We start from the raw sequence: 20498 nt of genomic DNA on the forward strand, positions 1-20498 counted from the left end.
TACCGATTTCTGTTCGGCACGCTTGTGTCCGAACACCATTCGCAGTACTGGGTTTCACTTTTTGACAGGGTATGGAGGAGAAGATGAAGAAAGCTTTGCTCGCCGCTGCGCTGATGACAGCCGGTGTAGTTGCGCACGCCCAAAGCAGCGTGACGCTGTACGGCCGCCTTGACGCTGGCCTGGAATACATGTCGGGCGTTCCGCAAGGCGTCGGTGCAAACGGTCAGGCAACGGGCAGCACGAACCGTTTCAAAGCAGAAAGCGGCGACTGGGGTACCAGCCTGTGGGGCATGAAGGGCGTTGAGGACATCGGCGGCGGTAACAAGGTCCTGTTCCAGTTGGAAGGCTCCTTCAACACCATGACGGGCGCAGGCCCTGGCGGTGGCGGTCTCTTCAATCGCTGGGCAACGGTCGGTATGTCGAACGACGCATTCGGTACGCTGCTGTTGGGTCGCGAACTCTTCATCTCGAACGGCGTGTGGGACTTCGATCCGTTCGGTCAGTCGAACTGGTCGTCGGCGTCGCTGGTGCGTGGTCGCAACTGGCCGCAATCGAGCAACAACATTTCGTACCAGTCGCCGAAGGTCGCAGGCTTTGACTTCTACGGTCAATACGCCCTGTCGAACGCAACGAGCTGGAACGGTAACGGCACGACCCCGCAAGGTCGTGAAGCTGGCGCACAGGTTACGTACACGAACGCGCTGTTCCAGGTTCGCGGCCTGTACGACGAAATCCGCAACCCGGCCAATGGTTCTCTGTATGGTCCGGCTGCTGCCACTCCGGCCAATGCGGCTAACATCGCCACCGGCGTGTTCGCGGCATCGCGCGAGTACTCGGCTCTCGTGAACGTGTTCCTCGGCCAGTTCAAGATTCAGGGCGCGTTCCAGGCTGTCCGTTCGGCAGGTGCGACGGGCGTTCTGCCGGGCCAGCCGACCACCCTCGATCACGAATGGGGCGGTGTGACGTGGCAAGCAACGCCGGCTGCAGCGCTGATTGCAGCGGTGTACCACGTCAACGGCAACAATGGCGCGGGCAATGCGACGATCTACACGATTGGCGGTTCGTACAATCTGTCCAAGCGCACGCTGCTGGATATCCAGATCGCAACGAACCGCAACAGCAAGAATGCTAACTTCGGCCTGAATGCGGACAACGCCGGTACGTCCACCGCAACGGACAACCCGCTGCCGGGTCACCAGCAATCAGGCGTGTATGCAGGTATTCAACACTCGTTCTAATCGAACGGTGTTCCCCGAAGGGACTTCCTTCGGGGCGTAGTCACAAGTTCTTCAAGAGAATCTTTTTCACGCTGCTGCGAGAGGCGCGTATCGGTGCGATGTCCGAAAGGGTATCGCACCGTTTTTTATTTGCGCGCACGGTTTTGCCCCTGCCCCAACGCACCTGATCGGTGCGCGCGCAGCGCAGGTATCAATACTGGTGCTTTAACTCTGCATTCCGACAGTGCGAGCTGAACCGCTCAAACTGCCGCTTCGTTTTCCTCGCCCGTGCGAATCCGGATCACACGCTCCACGTCCGCGACGAAAATCTTGCCGTCGCCGATCTTGCCGGTGCGCGCCGCGCCGATGATCGCGTCGATCACCTGATCGCACTGGTTGTCCGCGACCACCACTTCGATCTTCACTTTCGGCAGAAAGTCGACCACGTACTCTGCACCACGATAGAGCTCAGTGTGGCCTTTTTGCCGACCGAAACCCTTGACTTCAGTAACGGTCAACCCCGTGAGGCCGACTTCAGCAAGCGCCTCGCGCACTTCGTCAAGTTTGAACGGTTTGATGACTGCAGTGATGCGCTTCATGGCGGACCTCGTCTCGTGATTGGAAGGTTGAAAGGGGAATGGATGATTTTTATTCTACGCCGCGCCGGATGCGTTGCGGCAATCCGGCGCGCGCTTGTGGTCTGCTATGGGGTAAATCCGCGGCAGCCGTTCGCTTCTCACTGAACCGGCTCGGTGTAGCGCGACGTAATCGGATAACGCCAGTCGCGACCAAACGCGCGATGTGTCACGCGAATACCGATCGGCGCCTGACGGCGTTTGTACTCGTTGATCTTGATGAGGCGCGTGACGCGTTTCACGTCTTCGACCGCATAGCCCGCCGCGATGATTTCGGCAAGCGAGCGGTCCTCTTCCATATACATGCGCATGATCGCGTCGAGCACTTCGTACGGCGGCAAGCTGTCCTGATCGGTCTGGTTATCGCGCAGTTCCGCCGACGGCGCGCGCGTCAGAATCCGCTCGGGAATCACGTCCTGCTTGCCGAAGGTGGTGGCGTGGTTGCGGTAATGGCATAGCTTGTAGACCAAGGTCTTGGCGATGTCCTTGATCACCGCGAAGCCGCCGGCCATGTCGCCGTAGAGCGTGCAGTAACCCACCGCCATCTCGCTCTTGTTGCCGGTGGTCAGCACGATCGAGCCGAACTTGTTCGACAGCGCCATCAGCAAGGTGCCGCGAATGCGCGCCTGAATGTTTTCTTCGGTGGCGTCTTCGGCGCGGCCGGCGAATTCATCGGCGAGCGAGCCGCGGAACGCGTCGAACATCGGCGCGATCGCGATTTCGTCGTAACGTACGCCGACGCGGCGCGCCATTTCGGCGGCGTCGGTCGTCGAGATATCCGCGGTGTAGCGCGACGGCATCATCACCGCGCGCACGCGGTCGGCGCCCAACGCGTCGCACGCGACAGCCAGCACCAGCGCCGAATCCACGCCGCCCGACAGGCCGATCAGCGCACCCGGGAAACCGTTCTTATTGATGTAGTCGCGCACGCCCATCACGAGTGCGGCGTACACCTGCGCCTCCAAAGAGAGCTCTGGCGCGATCGCACCGGGCAACGGTGTGCCCCTATCGAACTCGACGATCGCGTTGCCCTCTTCGAACTGTGCCATCTTCGCGACGAGCTGACCTTCACCGTCGAGCACGAACGAACCGCCGTCGAACACCAGTTCGTCCTGCGCGCCGACCATGTTCACGTAGACCATAGGCAAGCCCGTCTCGCGAATCCGCGCGCGCAGAATGTCGAAGCGCACCGCTTCCTTGTTCAGGTGGTACGGCGAGCCGTTCGGAATCAGCAGCACTTGTGCGCCGGCCGCCTTCGCCATTTGCGCAGCCGACGCATGCCACGCGTCCTCGCAAATCACCACGCCGTACTTCACGCCGTCCAGTTCGAACACGAACGGCTTCGGGTCGGAAGCGAAGTAGCGCTTCTCGTCAAACACCTCCGTATTCGGCAAATCCTGCTTGCGATAGGTGCCGACCACGTCCCCGTCCACGATCAGCGAGGCCGCGTTGAAGGTGTCGACCGGCGGGACGCCGCGCTCGATCGGCGCGTTTGCATTACCATGGCCGTGCGCCGCGCTGTGCGTCAAGTCACGCAGTGGATGGCCGACGATCACGTGCAAGCCGGCGAAGGGCTTCAGTTGCGTGGCCAGATCGGCGAGCGCCGCCGCACTCGCGGTATAGAACGCGGGACGCAGCAGCAGATCTTCGGGCGGATAGCCGGATAGCGCGAGTTCGGGCGCAATCAGCAGCTTCGCACCATCGTTGTGCGCGGCGCGCGCGGCAGCAACAATCTTCGCGACATTGCCGGCGAAGTCGCCGACGGTGACATTGATTTGAGCAAGAGCGATTCGGGTCTTCATGGCAGGATCGACAGGCAAGCCAGGTGGCTTGCGAGTACCGCGGCTGGTTAGCTCGACGGCAACGGACAAATCGGATAAACGAACGACGCATCGCTACACGCTTGGCGTCGCTCATTGGGAACAGTCACACAGATTGAACCAGGAACGCTTTGATTATCGCACGGGCATTCTGGCGTCGCCCTCCGAGGTGGACGCTGCGGAATGGAACGCCCTCCTTGCGCAGCAGACGCAGCCCACGCCGTTTCTGCGGCACGAGTTTTTGAGCGCGCTGCACGCGACCCGATGCGCGGTCGCCGATACCGGCTGGGCGCCGCAATTCGTTACGCTCACCGATCCGCGCACCGACAAGCTCGTGGCGGCCGCGCCCGTGTATCTGAAGGGGCACTCGTACGGCGAATATGTCTTCGATTGGGCCTGGGCCGATGCGTACAAACGCAACGGCCTGCCGTATTACCCGAAGCTGCTGTGCGCGGTGCCGTTCACACCGGTGCAAGGCAACCGGCTGTTGTCGGCGGACACGCATGCCCTCCGACATCTGGCGGCAACGCTGATGGCGTTCGCCGAGCAAGCCGACGTGTCGTCGCTGCACGTGCTGTTTCCGACCGAAACGGAGGCAAACGCGCTGACCGACATGGGCATGATGCAGCGCGAAGGCGTGCAATTCCACTGGCTGAACGACGGCTATCGCGACTTCGACGATTTCCTCTCCACGCTCGAACAGAAGAAGCGCAAGAACATCCGCGCGGAGCGTCGCAAGGTACAGGAAGCCGGCGTGACGATGCGCCGGATTCGCGGCGAAGATATCCAGGACGCCGACTGGCGATTCTTCAGCAAGTGTTATCGGCAAACCTACCGCGAGCACTTTTCGAGTCCGTATCTGAACCTCGATTTCTTCCGGATGATCGGCGCGTCGATGCCGGAAAATCTGCTGCTGGTGATCGCCGAATACGAAGGCAAGCCGATCGCCAGCTCGCTCGTGGTCTATCAGCGCGACGCGAAAACCGGCGGCACCTTGTACGGCCGCTACTGGGGCGCGCTCGAGCATGTGCCATGCCTGCACTTCGAAACCGCGTACTACCAGCCACTTGAATTCTGCATCGAAGAAAAGCTCGGCGCGTTCGAAGGCGGCGCCCAGGGTGAGCACAAGATGGCGCGCGGTTTTTTGCCGACTGTGACGCGTTCGGCGCATTGGCTCGCGCATCCGGCCTTCGCCGATGCGGTCGGCCATTTCCTCGACAACGAAAAGAACAGCATCCACGCGTACGTGGACGAGCTGCGCGAACACAATCCGTTCAAAGGCTGAAGCGTACCCATGGCGTGGTTTCTGTATCTGCTCGAATGCTCGGACGGCAGCGTCTATACCGGCATTGCCATCGACGTGCAGGCGCGCTTCGATAAACACCTGAGCGGTGCGGGCGCGCGCTATACGCGTTCGCGCAAGCCGGTGCAGGTGTTGGCGTCGTTTGAGTTGGCGGATCGATCGAGTGCGTCGCGTGCGGAGTATTGGGTCAAGCGGTTGGCGCCTGCCGAAAAGCGGGCCTTGGGCGCAGGACTGCGTACGCTTGAATCGGTATTGCCCGAGCCCGTGCCCGAGCCGGCGGCCGTCGACGAAACGGAAGAAGAAAGCGGCGCGTCCTGACGGCGCTTGGCTGCCTTTAGGGCATTTGCTTTCTCGAACGTGTTGGCTTTCTGTCACGGATTCGCTTTAACGCGTTGGCTTCTTGTCACGCGTTCGCTTGCTCCAGCGTGTTGACCGTGCAGCTTCACACCATCAAGTGCCGGTTGGGCCTACCCACTTCCGCTACCCCCTCGCCTCCCGCATCCGTTCAGTCAGCAGTCGATGCATCAGCGCGATTTCCCCCACCGCATCCGCCTCCAGTGACGAGAGCCGGTCTCGCGCAGGCAGATCGCGCCGTATCGGTCGCAAGGTTCGATCTAACGCGGCGTCGATGTCGGCGCTCGCAGCGGCAATCCACGCGTCAAGATCACCGTGCATGCTGCGCCGGTTCTTACTCAAGCGCAGTTGCGTCGCCGTTCCCGCCATTTTCCGCAACACGCTCAGCACCGTCAGCGTCACCGTGTCGACCATCGAGTCCTCGAGCTTTTCGAGTCGAATGCGGCCGATAGCCTCCTCGGCGTTATTGCTGCCCAGGCCAGCGGCTCGGCGCAAGCGTTCCATGTCCTTCTCGCTTCGGTCCGGCGACTCCAGTGCCGCCCTCAGATACCCGAGATTGGCCCGCACCGCCTCGCTCAGATAGGCGCGATAGTCGATTTTTTCCCGCGTCGGCCACAGATAGAACGTGGCCAGCAGCGCCAATACACAGCCAAGCACATTGTTGCCGAGGCGCGTGAGCGCGTAGGCGAATTCGCTGGCGCCTGGCGTCGCGAAGTCGGCCACGAGCACAAAGGTCGGTGTCAGGAAAAGAACGAAGAGGCTGTAGCTGACGGGGCGCAGCGCCATCGTCGCCACCACCAGCGGAAAGACCGCCAATGAAATGCCGAGCGGCGAATGAATCGCATAGCCGATGGCGGCCGCCAGCACGCCCCCGACGATACTCCCGGCAGCGCGCTCGATACTTCTTGGCCAGGTCGCGGCAATGGACGGTTGCAGGATCAGCAGCGTCGCCATGGTTGCCCAGTAGCCGAAGGGAAGCCCGAGCGCCCGTATGACCAGAAAGCCCGCCGTCGTCGTGACACCTACGCGGGCCGCGTGGCGCAAGCCGACCGACTGAACGGAGAGGTTTGCCTTGAGGGTCGACCAGGCCCGCATCAGCAATCTGGCGGCACTGTCCGACCACCCCAGCGGCTGGGCATATGCCGGCGTGAAATCGACCAGTTCGAAGTCGGACTTCAATGTCACGGGTTCCATCAGCGCGGATTCGAGTCGCCTCGCGAGGCGCCGCAAACGGCGTTGCAGGTCAGCGAGGCGGTTCCATCGCGCGTCGTTGGTGGCCGCGCCGATTCTTCGCAGAACCTCGCCCATCCCGGTCAGCAGTCGAGCCGTGCGTCTGGTGCGACGCGCGTCTTCCGGGATTTTTTCGCAGGCGCCGGTGACCGCAATCAGATACGCAAAGAGCGCTTCACCTTCGGTCAGCAGGGCAAGGAGATTGTCGTAGGTTTCCCGGCCGGCCGCTCTTGAGCCAGGCACGTTCGCGAGAGCCTTGCGCGAGCGCTCAAGCGTTGCCCGCGCATCGGCGCGAAATTTCGCGGCATGCGTGGCCCACTGGCGAGGGACTGCACGCTGCTCGAGCAGGCGCGCGCTGTCGAATGCGATGTCAGCCAGCCGCACATACACGCCACGCAACGAAGCGCGGCTCGTGCCGAACGGATGAATGCGCCAGACAGTCAAGCTCAGCACGACGGCAAACAGGCATCCGGCCAGGTAGATGCCGAGAAACGCCATCCCCTCCCGAAGGTCGCGCATAGGTCGGTCGACCATCACGACGCAGGCGGTCGCGGCGAGAATCGTCACCTGCGACGTCGCGGCGCCCCAGATCCTGCCGAACGCGCCGAGCGTCGTGAATAGCAGAATGGCGAGCGCCGCGAATACCGCCCCCTCGCCTGATGCGAAGGCGGTCACGCCGCCGCACACGGTCGACAGAAGCGCAAAGCCCATCATCGACGCGAAGCGCGAGCGATTCGAGCCGGCCGCGTCTGCGAGACAGGTCCAGAAAGCGCCGATCGCGGCCCATGCGAAGGCCGGGTCGTGCAGCAGATTGCCAAGCCCTAGCATGGCGGTGGACGCACAGGCGGCTCGCAGCCCTTCCGACAGATTGGCCTCGCTCGTCGAAAACGACACCATCCATACCGGCCGTCTGCGGTAGATCGCGGTGACGAGCGCATACAGGCTCGCGTACAGGCGGCTCGACCGGCGCGGCGACGAAGGGTTGGACTTGCGATTCAGCATCCGGACGGTGGGCTCCCAAAAACGCTCATTGGCGCTGTCTCAGCGCATTAATACGCCGACGGCAGGAAACCTGCTGCGGCTGGCGAATAATAAGGGTTAACACTGATATATGAAAATGCCTTCGGTTCATCCAGTCGATGCGCCGTGTCTATGCGCTGGAACGGCCCGCCAGGCGGGCGCGCCGCCGGTATTACGCATTAAGCGCGGAGTGGGATCGCTGAAATCGCCGCCCATGAAAAAACCGCGCGGCCCTGGCAGGCTCGCGCGGTTTTTTCGTCAACTACCGGTGTAACGCAGCTTACTTATTGTAGTTCGCCACGCCTTCGGTGATTTCCTTGTGTGCGGCTTCGATGCCCGCCCAACCGTCGACCTTCACCCACTTGCCCTTTTCCAGCGCCTTGTATTGCTCGAAGAAGTGCTTGATCTGGTCTTTCAGGTACGCCGGGACGTCGTCAATCGACTTGAGATCAGCGGTCATCGGGCAGACCTTGTCGTGCGCGACGGCGACCAGCTTCGCGTCCACGCCCGACTCGTCGGTCATTTGCAGCATGCCGAGGGCGCGTGCGCGAATCACCGAGCCGGCCAGCAGCGGGAACGGCGTGATCACCAGCACGTCGACCGGGTCGCCGTCGCCCGACAGCGTTTGCGGAATGTAGCCGTAGTTCGCCGGATAGCGCATGCCGGTGCTGATGAAACGGTCGACGTGGAGCAGGCCCGTTTCCTTGTCAGCTTCGTACTTCACCGGATCGCTTTGCGCCGGGATTTCGATGATGACGTTGAAATCTTGCGGAAGGTCTTTGCCTGCGGGGACGTGATTGAAGCTCATGAGCGCTCTCTGATCAGATGGAATTCGGAACACGGCGTGCGGCGCGCGGGCTCAAGCGGCGTGAATCGTGAAACTCGCCAGGACAAGGCGCTACGGCCGGACAGTGCGGAATACGTCATTATAGCCAATCGGCCGATGGCACCTCTGGTTGGATCGGCGCGATAATCGTCTGGCGTCTCTCGATTGTGCCTCTCGTTTGTGAACACCGCGCACCTGAGCCTCGGCTTGAATCTCGGCCTGGGTATCGGCCTGGACCTCGGCCTGGACCTCGGCCTGGACCTCGGCTGCGCGACACCTCAAGGAGCATGCATGGAAGAAGCCCGACATTTCATCGGCGGCGAATGGTCCGCTGCATCAGGCGGCGAGACGATCGCCGTGCTCGATCCCTCGGACGGCCAGCCGTTCACCCGGCTTGCTCGCGGCACCGCGGCGGATATCGACACCGCCGTCCACGCCGCCCGCCGCGCCTTCGAAGGCGCATGGGGCGAAGCGAGCGCCGCCGAACGCGGCCGCGTGCTGTACCGGCTGTCCACGCTGGTGGCCGCCCACCAGGAAGAACTTGCCCAGCTCGAAGCCCGCGACACCGGCAAGCCGCTCAAACAGGCGCGCGCCGATTCGGCAGCGCTCACGCGCTACTTCGAGTTTTACGCCGGTGCCGCAGACAAGCTGCACGGCGAAACGCTCCCCTATCAGGCCGGCTACACGGTGCTGACGATCCGTGAGCCGCACGGCGTGACCGGCCATATCGTGCCGTGGAACTACCCGATGCAGATCTTCGGCCGCAGCGTCGGCGCGGCGCTTGCCACCGGCAATGCGTGCGTCGTCAAACCGGCGGAAGACGCGTGCCTGTCGGTATTGCGTGTCGCCGAACTGGCGGCCGAGGCGGGCTTGCCGGCGGGCGCGCTGAATATCGTCACGGGTTTTGGCCATGAAGCGGGCGCGGCACTCGCGCGTCATCCGGGCATCGATCACATCTCCTTCACCGGCTCGCCAGAAACCGGCAAGCTCGTGACGCAGATGGCCGCCGAGAACCATGTGCCGGTCACACTCGAACTGGGCGGCAAATCGCCGCAAATCGTTTTCGCCGACGCGGATCTCGACGCGGCGTTGCCCGTGCTGGTGTCGGCGATTGTGCAGAACGCCGGGCAAACCTGCTCGGCGGGCAGCCGCGTGCTAATCGACCGGGCAATCTATGAGCCGCTGCTCGACCGGCTGAGCGGCGCGTTCCAGGCGCTGCGGGTCGGACCGTCGCATGCCGATCTCGACTGCGGCCCATTGATCAACGCGAAGCAGCAACAGCGCGTGTGGGACTTCCTCTCCGACGCGCAACACGACGGCATTCCGATGGCGGCACACGGCGAAGTGATTCCCGAAGCGCCGGAAAGCGGCTTCTATCAGGCACCCACGCTGCTGCGCGACGTGCCCGCGAGCCACCGTCTGGCGCGCGACGAAGTGTTCGGCCCGGTCCTCGCCGCCATGTCGTTCACGGACGAAGACGAAGCGCTCTCGCTCGCCAACGGCACGCAGTACGGCCTTGTCGCGGGTATCTGGACGCGCGACGGTGCCCGTCAGATGCGCCTCGCACGGCGCTTGCGCTCCGGCCAGGTCTTCATCAACAACTATGGCGCGGGTGGCGGCGTCGAATTGCCGTTCGGCGGCGTGAAGCATTCAGGCCACGGACGCGAAAAGGGTTTCGAAGCGCTATATGGCTTCACGGTACTGAAAACCATCGCCATTCGTCACGGCTAGCGAGGCACTCGCGTTCGCAGCGAACGGAAGCAAACAGGAGCAAACAGGAGCAGGCGCATCACCATCCACGACCAACAACGGAGACATCATGCGGTTGACAGGTAAAACGGCCATCGTCACGGGTGGCGGCTCGGGTTTCGGCGAAGGCATCGCGAAGACCTACGCGCGCGAAGGCGCGAACGTGGTGATCAACGATCTGAACGGCGCGGCGGCCGAGCGTGTGGCGAGCGAAATCGCGCTCGCCGGCGGCAAGGCGATCGCGGTGGCCGGCGACGTCACGCAACGCGAGGACTGGCAGACACTGCGCGAGGCCGCGCTCGAAGACTTCGGCAGCGTGCAGATCGTCGTCAACAATGCCGGCACTACGCATCGCAACAAACCGGTGCTCGACGTGACAGAAGCTGAGTTCGACCGCGTCTATGCGGTGAACGTCAAAAGCATCTACTGGAGCGTGCAGGAATTCGTGCCGTATTTCCGCCAGCAAGGCGGCGGCGTTTTCATCAATATCGCGTCGACGGCCGGTGTGCGGCCGCGGCCGGGCCTCGTCTGGTACAACGGCAGCAAGGGCGCGGTGATCATCGCCAGCAAGTCGCTCGCCGTCGAACTGGGCCCGGACCGCATTCGGGTGAACTGTGTGAATCCGGTGATCGGCGAGACCGCGCTGCTGTCGGAATTCATGGGTGTCGAAGATACGCCTGAGAACCGCAAACGCTTTCTCGCCGGCATTCCGCTCGGCCGGTTCTCGACGCCGCAGGATATCGCCAATGCAGCGCTGTATCTCGCCTCGGACGAGGCCGAGTTCATCACCGGTGTGTGTCTCGAAGTGGACGGTGGGCGCTGCGTGTAAACGCCATGCCAACCAAACCATCCAGCACGGCTAGAATCGCGATCGACGGCGGTACTTCATTTCCACAAGAAAAGAGGAGACACCATGGCTAGTCCCGCAAATCCGCTCCACCATCCCGGCGCGGGGGCGCCACCTTCCACGTTTGAAGAGGCGACCTACCGCAAGGTCACCTGGCGGCTCGCGCCGCTCCTGATGCTCTGCTACGTGGTCGCGTATCTCGACCGCGTCAACGTCGGCTTCGCCAAGCTGCAAATGACCACCGATCTCGGCTTAAGCGACGCGGTCTACGGCTTCGGCGCGGGGATTTTCTTCATCGGCTATTTCATCTTCGAAATCCCGAGCAACGTGATCCTGCACAAGGTGGGCGCACGCGTGTGGATCGCACGGATCATGGTGTCGTGGGGCGTGATCTCGATGCTGACCATGTTCATCACCACGCCGGCCATGTTCTACGTGATGCGCTTCCTGCTCGGTCTCGCCGAAGCGGGCTTCTTTCCCGGCATCATCCTGTATCTCACCTACTGGTATCCGGCGCATCGTCGTGGCCGCATGACCACCTGGTTCATGACGGCAATCGCATTGTCCGGCGTGATCGGCGGCCCGCTGTCGGGCTATATCCTGAAGAGCTTCAACGGCATGAACGGCTGGCACGGCTGGCAATGGCTGTTTCTGCTCGAGGGGATCCCCTCGGTGATCGTCGGTGTCCTAGTGTTCGTGATGCTCGACGACCGCGTCTCGAAGGCGAAGTGGCTCACCAACGAAGAGAAGGAATTGCTGGAACGTCAGGTGTCAGCAGAAGAAGCCGCCAAGCACGATATGCCGATTCGTCAGGTGCTCACGAGCGGCCGCGTGCTGATGCTGAGCCTCACGTACTTCTCGTTCGTGATGGGCCTGTACGGTGTGAGCTTCTGGCTGCCGACCATCATCAAGGCGACCGGCGTGACCGACTCGTTCATGATCGGCCTCTTGTCCGCGATTCCGTTCGCCGCGGCGGTGATCGCGATGGTGTTCGTCTCGCGCAGCGCGGACCGCAACCGCGAGCGGCGCTGGCATATCGCGTTGCCGGCATTCGCTGGCGCGATCGGCCTCGTGCTCTCCGTGGTGTGGACGCACAACACGGTGCTGGCGATGGCCTCGCTCACGCTCGCGACCATGGGCATCCTGACCACCCTGCCGCTGTTCTGGAGTTTGCCGACGGCGATCCTCGCCGGCACGGGCGCGGCAGCCGGCATCGCGATGATTAATTCGATCGGCAATCTCGCGGGCTTTCTCAGCCCATACGCGGTTGGCTGGTTGAAGCAGGCGACTGCCGCGAACGACTCCGGCATGTATATGCTGGCGGCGTTCATGATCCTCGGCGGTCTGCTGGCGGTGAGTGTGCCGGCGAAGATGGTAAATAAATAGCGCGGCTGACCGACGATCTCGCGGATGACGTAAGGCAGGCAGCGCCGTCAAACGCCGTACGTCACGAGCCTCGCGCCAAGATTCACGGTTCGCGTGACACGTAACGGGCACCACGGTCCCGCATCGCACCACCAACGAAGAAGCCCCCGGCGTCCTGCAACGCCGGGGGCTTCTTCAATCCACTGCATCGCTCGATCAGCCGCTCGCCGCAGCGATCAGCGCATCAAACGATATTCATCGCCAACGCACTCTCACGATAGTGCTGGCTCGCCTTATCGGAATCGCCGAGCTGTTCATGCAAACGCGCCAGCGCGCGATGCGAACGAATCTTCAGTGTCTCGTTGTCGGCCAGTTTCAGCGCGCGCTCGAGGAACGATTGTGCCTTGCCCCACAGCTGCTGATGCAGGCACAAGCGGCCCAACGCGAACATCAAGTCCGCATCTTCCGGGCGATCCTTCTGCCAGCCTTCGGCCTTCTGGATCAGCGGTAACGCGTCGCCCCCGGTTGTGTCCGGATAACGGCGCAGCAGACGCGCGTCCCAGTTCTGCGCCAACGCTTCTTCGACGATCTTGCGTGCTTCCTGCGGACGATTCAGCGACACCAGCAGTTCAGCAGCGAGATCGGCGAGACGCGGCGAATGACGCTCAGTGGCCGACAGCGAATGCCACAACTCCAGCAGCGCATCAGCGTTATGACGCCGGTCGCGCAACAGGTTCTCCGCCGCGAGCTGACGCAAGCGCACCGCTACCGCCGGATGGATCGCTTCGCGCTTTTCCAGCGTCTTGACGAGCTTGAGCACTTCAGCCCAGTTCTTCAACTGCTGTTGTGCGCGCAACGTGATCTGCTGCGCGTGAATGCGCCGTGCGCCCTGCGATTGCATTTCGGTAAGCGCAGTGAGCGCGCCGTCCGCGTCGCGGCCGTCGGCACGCATGTCGGCGGTGGCCATCAGGCGCGCGTCCTGCCAGTCGGCCTCGTCGATCTGGGCAAGCCATTCGTCGCGCCGCGCATATTCATGCATGCGGTGCGCCGCGGTGGCCGCGATCAAACCGGCCGCGCCCTTGTTGTCGCCATTCGCGAGCGAATCTTTCGCGGCTTTTTCAGCGCGCGAGAAACGCCCGGCATACAGATTGCCGATCGCATCACGCAATGCGGCGTGCGCCTTCGCGACCCGCGAGCGCGCGCGATAGGCCGCCACGCGCTGCGGCATGCGCCAGATATTCCGCACGATGCGCAGCAGCGCGTAGATCAGGATGAACAGCACCACCAGCCCGACCACGAACAGATTCAGCGAGATATCGACGCGGTACGGCGGATAGATCAGCAGCACCTGCCCCATGTCGAAGCGTCCGACCACCGCCAGCACCACCGCGATGGCGAACAGCAACGCGAGCCATAGAAGTCCCCGGATTGCCATGATTAACCTCGGCTCCGGTATTGATTGACGGCCTGCAGGCTGGTGTTCAGATTCGGCAGCTCAACCGCGGCCGAGCCCGCATCCACCTGCTTGACCAGATCGACCACGGTCTGCGTTTTCTTCGACGTGTTGTCGAAGTAGCGCGTGAGCGCGGCCTGCGCCGCCTGCAAGTCGGACTTCAGCGTGGTCTGGTTGCGCGAGAGCAGCGCAAGCCGCGCCGACAGCAAACGCAGCTTCAGATTCTCGCGCACGAAGTAGCCTTGATCGGGCGTGACGAGCATGGCGTCGGCGTTGTCGATGCGGCGCACCTGCACGAGGCTGGTGAGCTGCTGGCCGATACCGGTCGTGACTTCACGCCACCAGACTTTCCAGCGCGGCTCGCCGGTGGCCGCGGCCACCTTCGCCGTGTCGGCCCAGGTGGCGGCCTTCGGCGTGGCGTGGGCAATCGGTGCTTCGCCGGAGAGCGGCAGGCTGTCGACCTGGTCGAGCGCGTTGTCGAGCTTGATCGCCATACCCGTCAGATCCGTTGAAGGCGCGGCCTTCAGCTTGTCGATGTCTTGCGCGATGGCCTTGCGCACGGAGACGGCCTGCGGGCTATCCGAGGCGGCAAGACGCGTGTCCGCGCTTTGCAGCGCGAACAGCGCGAGTTGCGTATTGCCGGTGAGCTGCAATTGCTGGCTCGCGGCCGACAGCATCTGGCCGACTTCAGCCATCGTCCAGTCGTCGCGATTGCGGGCAAGATCGGTGTATTGCTGTTGCAGCGCCTGCTGCGCGGTTTGCGCATCAGCGAGCTTGCCCTCGAGTTGCGCGACCTGCGAGTCGGATTGATGCACCGTGGCCAGTGCCTGATCGGTCTTGACGCGCAACTCGTTGGTTTGTGCGTCATTGGCCTGCTGGCGTTGCACGAGCTGCTGCTCGGTGCGCTCCACCTTGCGATTGAGCGCATAGCCGCCCACGCCCGCCGCGCAAGCGATGATCACGACGACAAACCACAGCAGCGGTCCGCTCGCGCTGCGGCGCTTTTGCGCTTCGTAGGGCGTGAAGGGTGGATTCGGCGGCAACGCAGTGGTTGCGGCCGGCTGGGGTGAAGCGTTCGTGGATGCGTTCGTTTCAGTCATGCGTGATTTAGCCGGTGAATGAGCCGGGTTGGACGGTACCGGTTGAACAGCGGTCGGGACGGCGGCAAGCAAGGCGCGGGCAATGCGATCATCGCCCGCGCCGGACACCGTAATGCTATCAAAACCCAATGCCCGCGCGGTCTGCGCGATACGGGGATGCGGCGTGACCAGATTGGCGCGCTGCAGCTGCGCGATTTCGTCGGCGGTCAGATGCTCTTGCGCAAGTTCATGCAAATTGCGCACACCTTCCGAACTGGTGAGCAGCCAGGCGTGCGGCTCGCCGGCAAGCAGTGCGTGCACACGCGCCCAGCCGCCGATCGACGGTTCCGGCACGAGGCGGCGATAGGCCGCAACCGTTTCGACTTCGGCGCCCGCTTCGCGCAAGCGGTCGGCGAGCCATTCGCGGCCGCCGTCGCCGCGCACGATCAGTACCCGCTTGCCTTCGAGGCTCGCCGCGCCGAGCGCCGTGTCGATCGCCGCGAACAGGCCCTCGGAATCGAAGCGCCCCGTGTCGTCGTCGGGTACGGAGGACGGACTGATGACGTTGTACGCGGGCGCCGTGACGCCGTGGCGCGCCAGCGCCTGCACACTGCCCGGCCCGACTACGCCGACCGGCAGCGCGTGAGGCCAGATCGCATCGCGCCTGGCAAACGCGTGATCGACCGCATTGGGCGAGACGAACACGACCAATGCATAGCGTTCCAGAGAAGCCAGCGCTGCGCGCAATGGTGCTTCGTCGGTGACAGGCGCGATGTCGATTAGCGGAAAGTCGAGCACGGCGATGCCGGCCGCCTCGAGTTGCGCGATCAATTCCTTCGACTGACCGGCCGGTCGCGTAATCACGACCGTGAACGCCGCCTTGCCGACGGATGAGGATGCGTTGCCTGGGATATCGGCCGCCATCACTCGCCGGTCGCCGCGCTGTCCGACACGCCGTCTGCTGACGCTGCCGCGGGACCGCTGGCCGTGCTCAGCGCACGGACGATTTCCATCGCACCTTGCTGTTCGAGCGCGCTCGCCACTTCCTGGCCGAGCGCAACAGCACGTTCGACGGTGGGCGCCGGCGCCGATGCCTGCGCGCTCAAAACACGCTGGCCGTCGGGCGTGGCAACGATGCCGCGCAGATGCAGCGCGCCGTCGTGCCAGCTCGCATAGGCTGCAAGCGGCACTTCGCAACTGCCGCCGAGCGCGCGCGACACCATCCGCTCCGCCTCGACCGCCGCTGCCGTATGTTCGTGATGCAGCGGCGCGAGCCATGCCGCGAGGTCCGCGCGATCGGCGCGAATCTCAATGCCGAGCGCGCCCTGACCGGCCGCGGGCAAGCTGTCTTCGGGATCGAGCAGCGCACGGATGCGCTCGCCGAGACCCAAACGCTTCAAACCGGCAGCCGCCAGAATGATCGCCGCGTAATCGCCGCGATCGAGTTTCGACAGGCGCGTGTCCAGATTGCCGCGCAACGGCCGCACTACGAGGTGCGGGTAACGCATGCGCAGCATGGCCTCACGGCGCAGGCTGGAGGTGCCGACCACGGCGCCGGCCGGCAGCGCGGCAAGCGAGTCGTAATCGTTGGACACCAGCGCATCGCGCGGATCTTCGCGTTCCATGATGGTGGAGAGCGCAAAGCCCGCGGGCAATTCCATCGGCACGTCTTTGAGCGAGTGCACGGCCAGATCGGCGCGACCGTCGGCCAGTGCCGCTTCCAGTTCTTTGACGAAAAGGCCCTTACCACCAACCTTCGACAAAGTGCGATCGAGAATTTGATCGCCACGTGTCGTCATTCCGAGGATTTTTACGTCACAAGATGGATATAATTTGTGCAGCGCACATCGCACATGCTCCGCCTGCCACATGGCAAGGCGGCTTTCTCGCGACGCAATCACAAGCGTGTGGGGTGGCGCAGAAAACGTCTCGGTGTTCATTAGCTTGCTGATCGAATGACGGGATGTAATAACAATCAATGTTAGCACGCGTCCTTATGTCTCAAGGCATAGCGGAGCGCCGTGCCGGCGCGGTATCGATGGAGGAGACGGGCCTCGCTCAGCGCGCGCCTGCCTCATCCCAGCCTGTTCAAGCACGGTCGTTCGCGCACCGGGGCGCGGCATGCGGGATGATGCAATGCGGCGCAACGTGCCTCGCGTGCCTATCGTGCATGCAATGCACGTCATGCACCTCAAGCGCTTTGTGCAAATGCATGCGCAGCCACCCTCTCCGGCTTATTGCCATCGGTGCATACCGCTTTGTGCTGGTTCCGTGCAGTTCCCGTTGCAACTCATAGTGCAGTTCCGCAGTAGCAGTTCATCACTCAACAGACCCTGGCTTCCCTGAGGAAACCCATCGTGACGTCTTCCGGATCGGCGCGCCCTGCCCGCCGCAACACTGCATCGCCCAACGCTCAAGCGGCCGACGCCGCCGCGGCGTCCGCCGCTTCTGCCTCCGCCGTAACGGCTGCCCAGTCCACACCGGCCAAACGCGCCGGCAAAGCGGCCAGGACAGCCCAGGCCGCTAACGTCGCCAAAGCCGCCAAGTCCACCAAAACCTCCGCGCCGAAGAAGGCGGACAAGGCAGTGAAGGCCGTCAAGGCAGATAAGGCAACGCAAGCCGCGAACGCCGCCCAGGCGCTGAAACCGGCCAAAGCCAGGTCCCCGAAGATCAAGGTCGCCGTGAGCGAAGCCGCGGCGCAAGCCGCTAAAGCGCCCAAGCTGCAAGCCGTTTCGCAGGATACGATCGTGCCCGCGTCGAAAAGCAGCGGCCGCACGCGTGAGGACAAGGACCATCCGCTGTTTCAGGACATCCGCTATCTGGGACGCCTGCTCGGCGACGTGCTGCGCGAACAGGAAGGCGACGCGGTGTTCGACGTCGTGGAGACGATCCGCCAGACCGCCGTGCGTTTTCGCCGCGAGGACGACAGTGCCGCCGCGCAGACACTCGACAAGAAACTGCGAACGCTCAGCCCGGAACAAACGGTCAGCGTGGTACGCGCGTTCAGCTACTTCTCGCATCTTGCCAATATCGCTGAAGACCGCCACCGCAATCGCCGTCACCGGATTCACGCGCTCGCCGGCTCGACCTCGCAACCGGGCACCATGGCGCATGCGCTCGAACGGCTGGTCGAGGCGGGCGCCGCCGCGACGCCGGTGCTGCAACAGTTCTTCAACGACGCGCTGATCGTGCCGGTCCTGACCGCGCACCCTACCGAGGTGCAGCGCAAGAGCATTCTCGACGCGCAGCATGATGTCGCGCGCCTGCTGGCCGAACGCGATCAGGAATTGACCAACCGCGAACGCGCGCATAACGAAGCCATGCTGCGTGCAAGCGTCACGTCGCTCTGGCAAACGCGGATGCTGCGCGACTCGCGCCTGACGGTGGGCGATGAAATCGAAAACGCGCTGTCGTATTACCGCGCGACCTTCCTCGAAGAAATTCCGGCGCTCTACGCCGACATCGAACAAGCGCTCGCCGAGCACGGCCTCGCTGCGCGCCTGCCGCCGTTCCTCCAGATGGGCAGCTGGATCGGCGGCGATCGTGACGGCAATCCAAACGTCACGGCCGAAACGCTCGAACACGCGATCACCCGCCAGGCCGCGGTGATCTTCGAACACTATATGGAGCAGGTGCACAAGTTGGGCGCCGAATTGTCGGTGTCGAACCTGCTGGCCGGCGCAAGCGACGCGTTGAAAGAACTCGCGGCAGCCTCGCCCGACCAGTCGCCGCACCGTACCGACGAACCGTATCGCCGTGCCTTGATCGGCATGTACACGCGGCTCGCGGCAAGTGCGCGCGTGCGTCTCGGTGAAGGCAGCGTGCCGGTGCGCAGCGCGGGCCGCGGCGTGGCGCCGGTGCGCGCCAAACCGTATGACGACGCCGCCGAATTCGTGCGCGACCTGCATGTGCTGATCGATTCGCTCGCCGAGCATCATGGCGCGCCGCTCGCGGCACCGCGCCTGTCGCCGCTCGCGCGCGCCGCCGAAGTGTTCGGCTTCCATCTGGCAAGTATCGACTTGCGCCAGAGCTCCGACATCCATGAAGCGGTGATCGCCGAGTTGCTGAAACGCGCGGGCGTCGAAGAAGACTACGCGTCGCTCTCCGAAGAAGACAAACTCAAGGTGCTGCTCGCCGAACTCGCACAGCCGCGCGCGTTGCGTCTGCCCTACGCCGAGTACTCCGATCTAGTGAAGAGCGAGCTCGGCGTGCTCGAAGAAGCCCGCGTCACGCGCGAGAAGTTCGGCGCGCGCGCGGTGCGCAACTACATCATTTCGCACACGGAGACCGTCAGCGATCTGGTCGAAGTGATGTTGCTGCAAAAGGAAACCGGCCTGCTGCACGGACGTCTGGGCGACGCGAACGATCCGGCGAAAGCGGACTTGATGGTGATCCCGCTGTTCGAGACGATCCCCGACTTGCGCAACGCGCCGCACATCATGCGCGATCTGATCGCACTGCCGGGCGTGGATGCACTGATCGAACATCAGGGCAACGAGCAGGAAGTGATGCTCGGCTATTCGGACAGCAACAAGGACGGCGGCTTCCTGACGTCGAACTGGGAGCTATATCGCGCCGAGCTTGCGTTGGTGTCGCTCTTCAATCAACGCGGCGTGACCCTGCGCCTGTTCCATGGACGCGGCGGCACGGTTGGCCGCGGCGGTGGTCCGACTTATCAGGCGATTCTGTCGCAGCCGCCGGGCACCGTCGACGGCCAGATCCGCTTGACCGAGCAAGGCGAAGTGATCGCCAGCAAGTTCGGCAACCCGGAAATCGGCCGGCGCAATCTGGAAACGGTGGTGGCCGCGACGCTCGAAGCATCGTTGCTGCCGCACGGCATGGCGCCCGCGCAACTGCCCGCCTTCGAAGAGACGATGCAGCAATTGTCCGACGCGGCGATGGCGTCGTATCGCGCGCTGGTCTACGAAACACCGGGCTTCAAGGAGTATTTCTTCGAGTCGACGCCGATCTCGGAGATCGCCGAGTTGAACATCGGCAGCCGTCCGGCTTCGCGCAAATTGCAGGACCCGAAGCAACGCAAGATCGAAGATCTGCGCGCGATTCCGTGGGGCTTCTCATGGGGCCAATGCCGTTTGCTGCTGACCGGCTGGTACGGTTTCGGCAGCGCGGTGGCCGCGCATCTGGACAGCGCGCCGAGCGATGCCGAGCGCACCCGCCGTCTTGCGCTGCTCAAGAAGATGCACAAGACCTGGCCGTTCTTCTCGAACCTGCTCTCCAACATGGACATGGTGCTGGCGAAGACCGACCTCGCGGTGGCCTCGCGCTACGCGCAACTGGTGTCGGACAAGAAGCTGCGCAAGCACGTGTTCGAGCGGATCGTCGCGGAATGGGAGCGTACGTCGAAGGTTTTATCGGAAATCACCGGCAAGAGCGAACGGCTCGCGGAGAATCCGTTACTCGCGCGTTCGATCAAGAACCGCTTCCCGTATCTCGACCCGCTCAATCACTTGCAGGTGGAGTTGCTCAAGCGTCACCGCGCGGGCGATACCAACGCGCGCGTGCGGCGCGGGATTCATTTGAGCATCAACGGGATTGCGGCTGGGCTGCGTAATACCGGCTAGTCGAGCCAGACCAGGCGG

The 20498-nt window shown here is 63.4% G+C and carries 14 protein-coding genes; 7 read left to right on the forward strand and 7 right to left on the reverse strand.

Annotated elements, in window-relative coordinates:
* Positions 1 to 83: 83 nt before the first annotated feature.
* Complete coding sequence (locus tag HHL24_RS25355; protein ID WP_169488101.1) at positions 84 to 1238, forward strand: porin; 1155 nt, start codon at positions 84 to 86, stop codon at positions 1236 to 1238.
* A gap of 239 nt (positions 1239 to 1477) precedes the next feature.
* On the opposite strand, the gene glnK is transcribed toward HHL24_RS25355, so the two are convergent.
* Positions 1478 to 1816, reverse strand: coding sequence for a P-II family nitrogen regulator (gene glnK, locus HHL24_RS25360; RefSeq protein WP_006048444.1), 339 nt, complete (start codon positions 1814 to 1816; stop codon positions 1478 to 1480).
* 137 nt (positions 1817 to 1953) lie between these two features.
* Positions 1954 to 3654: an NAD+ synthase gene (locus HHL24_RS25365; protein WP_169488102.1), complete on the reverse strand. Its 1701-nt coding sequence runs from the start codon at positions 3652 to 3654 to the stop codon at positions 1954 to 1956.
* Between the two features lie 133 nt (positions 3655 to 3787).
* On the opposite strand from HHL24_RS25365, the gene HHL24_RS25370 reads away from it, so the two are divergent.
* Positions 3788 to 4957: a GNAT family N-acetyltransferase gene (locus HHL24_RS25370; RefSeq protein WP_169488184.1), complete on the forward strand. Its 1170-nt coding sequence runs from the start codon at positions 3788 to 3790 to the stop codon at positions 4955 to 4957.
* Positions 4958 to 4966: 9 nt separating this feature from the next.
* On the forward strand, positions 4967 to 5293 hold the full coding sequence (locus HHL24_RS25375; RefSeq protein ID WP_169488103.1) for a GIY-YIG nuclease family protein: 327 nt from the start codon (positions 4967 to 4969) through the stop codon (positions 5291 to 5293).
* Between the two features lie 162 nt (positions 5294 to 5455).
* Here the strand turns inward: HHL24_RS25375 and HHL24_RS25380 are convergent, their stop codons facing one another.
* Together HHL24_RS25380 and ppa are read right to left on the reverse strand one after the other, a co-directional pair.
* The gene (locus tag HHL24_RS25380; RefSeq protein WP_169488104.1) at positions 5456 to 7561 is read right to left on the reverse strand and encodes an FUSC family protein; all 2106 of its coding nucleotides are present in this window, start codon (positions 7559 to 7561) and stop codon (positions 5456 to 5458) included.
* Between the two features lie 298 nt (positions 7562 to 7859).
* The gene (ppa, locus tag HHL24_RS25385) at positions 7860 to 8387 is read right to left on the reverse strand and encodes an inorganic diphosphatase (RefSeq protein ID WP_169488105.1); all 528 of its coding nucleotides are present in this window, start codon (positions 8385 to 8387) and stop codon (positions 7860 to 7862) included.
* 309 nt (positions 8388 to 8696) lie between these two features.
* Between ppa and HHL24_RS25390 the strand changes: the two genes are divergently transcribed.
* The 3 genes from HHL24_RS25390 to HHL24_RS25400 all read left to right on the forward strand — a co-directional run bounded on the left by HHL24_RS25390 (position 8697) and on the right by HHL24_RS25400 (position 12387).
* Entirely contained in the window at positions 8697 to 10136 is a 1440-nt protein-coding gene (locus HHL24_RS25390; protein WP_169488185.1) for an aldehyde dehydrogenase family protein, read from the forward strand.
* Between the two features lie 88 nt (positions 10137 to 10224).
* On the forward strand, positions 10225 to 10983 hold the full coding sequence (locus HHL24_RS25395) for an SDR family oxidoreductase (RefSeq protein ID WP_169488106.1): 759 nt from the start codon (positions 10225 to 10227) through the stop codon (positions 10981 to 10983).
* Between the two features lie 84 nt (positions 10984 to 11067).
* Positions 11068 to 12387: an MFS transporter gene (locus HHL24_RS25400; protein WP_169488107.1), complete on the forward strand. Its 1320-nt coding sequence runs from the start codon at positions 11068 to 11070 to the stop codon at positions 12385 to 12387.
* 223 nt (positions 12388 to 12610) lie between these two features.
* On the opposite strand, the gene HHL24_RS25405 is transcribed toward HHL24_RS25400, so the two are convergent.
* From HHL24_RS25405 to hemC, 3 genes are read right to left on the reverse strand one after another with little or no spacing between them, the layout of a single operon-like run.
* Complete coding sequence (locus HHL24_RS25405) at positions 12611 to 13801, reverse strand: heme biosynthesis protein HemY (RefSeq protein ID WP_169488108.1); 1191 nt, start codon at positions 13799 to 13801, stop codon at positions 12611 to 12613.
* A 2-nt stretch (positions 13802 to 13803) separates the two neighbouring features.
* A complete protein-coding gene (gene hemDX, locus HHL24_RS25410; RefSeq protein ID WP_169488109.1) occupies positions 13804 to 15822 on the reverse strand; it encodes a fused uroporphyrinogen-III synthase HemD/membrane protein HemX in 2019 nt (672 codons plus the stop codon).
* Entirely contained in the window at positions 15822 to 16838 is a 1017-nt protein-coding gene (hemC, locus tag HHL24_RS25415; RefSeq protein ID WP_169488110.1) for a hydroxymethylbilane synthase, read from the reverse strand. The genes hemDX and hemC overlap by 1 nt, the downstream gene beginning before the upstream one ends.
* A gap of 417 nt (positions 16839 to 17255) precedes the next feature.
* Between hemC and ppc the strand changes: the two genes are divergently transcribed.
* Positions 17256 to 20480 (forward strand): phosphoenolpyruvate carboxylase, encoded by a 3225-nt coding sequence (gene ppc / locus HHL24_RS25420; protein ID WP_169488111.1) that lies wholly within the window; start codon positions 17256 to 17258, stop codon positions 20478 to 20480.
* Positions 20481 to 20498 lie beyond the last annotated feature (18 nt).

Source organism: Paraburkholderia polaris (assembly GCF_012927345.1).
GTDB classification, from domain to species: Bacteria; Pseudomonadota; Gammaproteobacteria; order Burkholderiales; family Burkholderiaceae; genus Paraburkholderia; species Paraburkholderia polaris.

Bases quoted from the DNA above. Each gene is read 5' to 3' on its own strand.
- HHL24_RS25380 (WP_169488104.1), bottom strand. From the start codon at position 7,561: ATGCTGAATCGCAAGTCCAACCCTTCGTCGCCGCGCCGGTCGAGCCGC.
- HHL24_RS25375 (WP_169488103.1), top strand. From the start codon at position 4,967: ATGGCGTGGTTTCTGTATCTGCTCGAATGCTCGGACGGCAGCGTCTAT.
- HHL24_RS25395 (WP_169488106.1), top strand. From the start codon at position 10,225: ATGCGGTTGACAGGTAAAACGGCCATCGTCACGGGTGGCGGCTCGGGT.
- HHL24_RS25405 (WP_169488108.1), bottom strand. From the start codon at position 13,801: ATGGCAATCCGGGGACTTCTATGGCTCGCGTTGCTGTTCGCCATCGCG.
- HHL24_RS25365 (WP_169488102.1), bottom strand. From the start codon at position 3,654: ATGAAGACCCGAATCGCTCTTGCTCAAATCAATGTCACCGTCGGCGAC.
- HHL24_RS25355 (WP_169488101.1), top strand. From the start codon at position 84: ATGAAGAAAGCTTTGCTCGCCGCTGCGCTGATGACAGCCGGTGTAGTT.
- ppa (WP_169488105.1), bottom strand. From the start codon at position 8,387: ATGAGCTTCAATCACGTCCCCGCAGGCAAAGACCTTCCGCAAGATTTC.
- HHL24_RS25400 (WP_169488107.1), top strand. From the start codon at position 11,068: ATGGCTAGTCCCGCAAATCCGCTCCACCATCCCGGCGCGGGGGCGCCA.
- hemDX (WP_169488109.1), bottom strand. From the start codon at position 15,822: ATGGCGGCCGATATCCCAGGCAACGCATCCTCATCCGTCGGCAAGGCG.
- hemC (WP_169488110.1), bottom strand. From the start codon at position 16,838: ATGAACACCGAGACGTTTTCTGCGCCACCCCACACGCTTGTGATTGCG.
- glnK (WP_006048444.1), bottom strand. From the start codon at position 1,816: ATGAAGCGCATCACTGCAGTCATCAAACCGTTCAAACTTGACGAAGTG.
- HHL24_RS25390 (WP_169488185.1), top strand. From the start codon at position 8,697: ATGGAAGAAGCCCGACATTTCATCGGCGGCGAATGGTCCGCTGCATCA.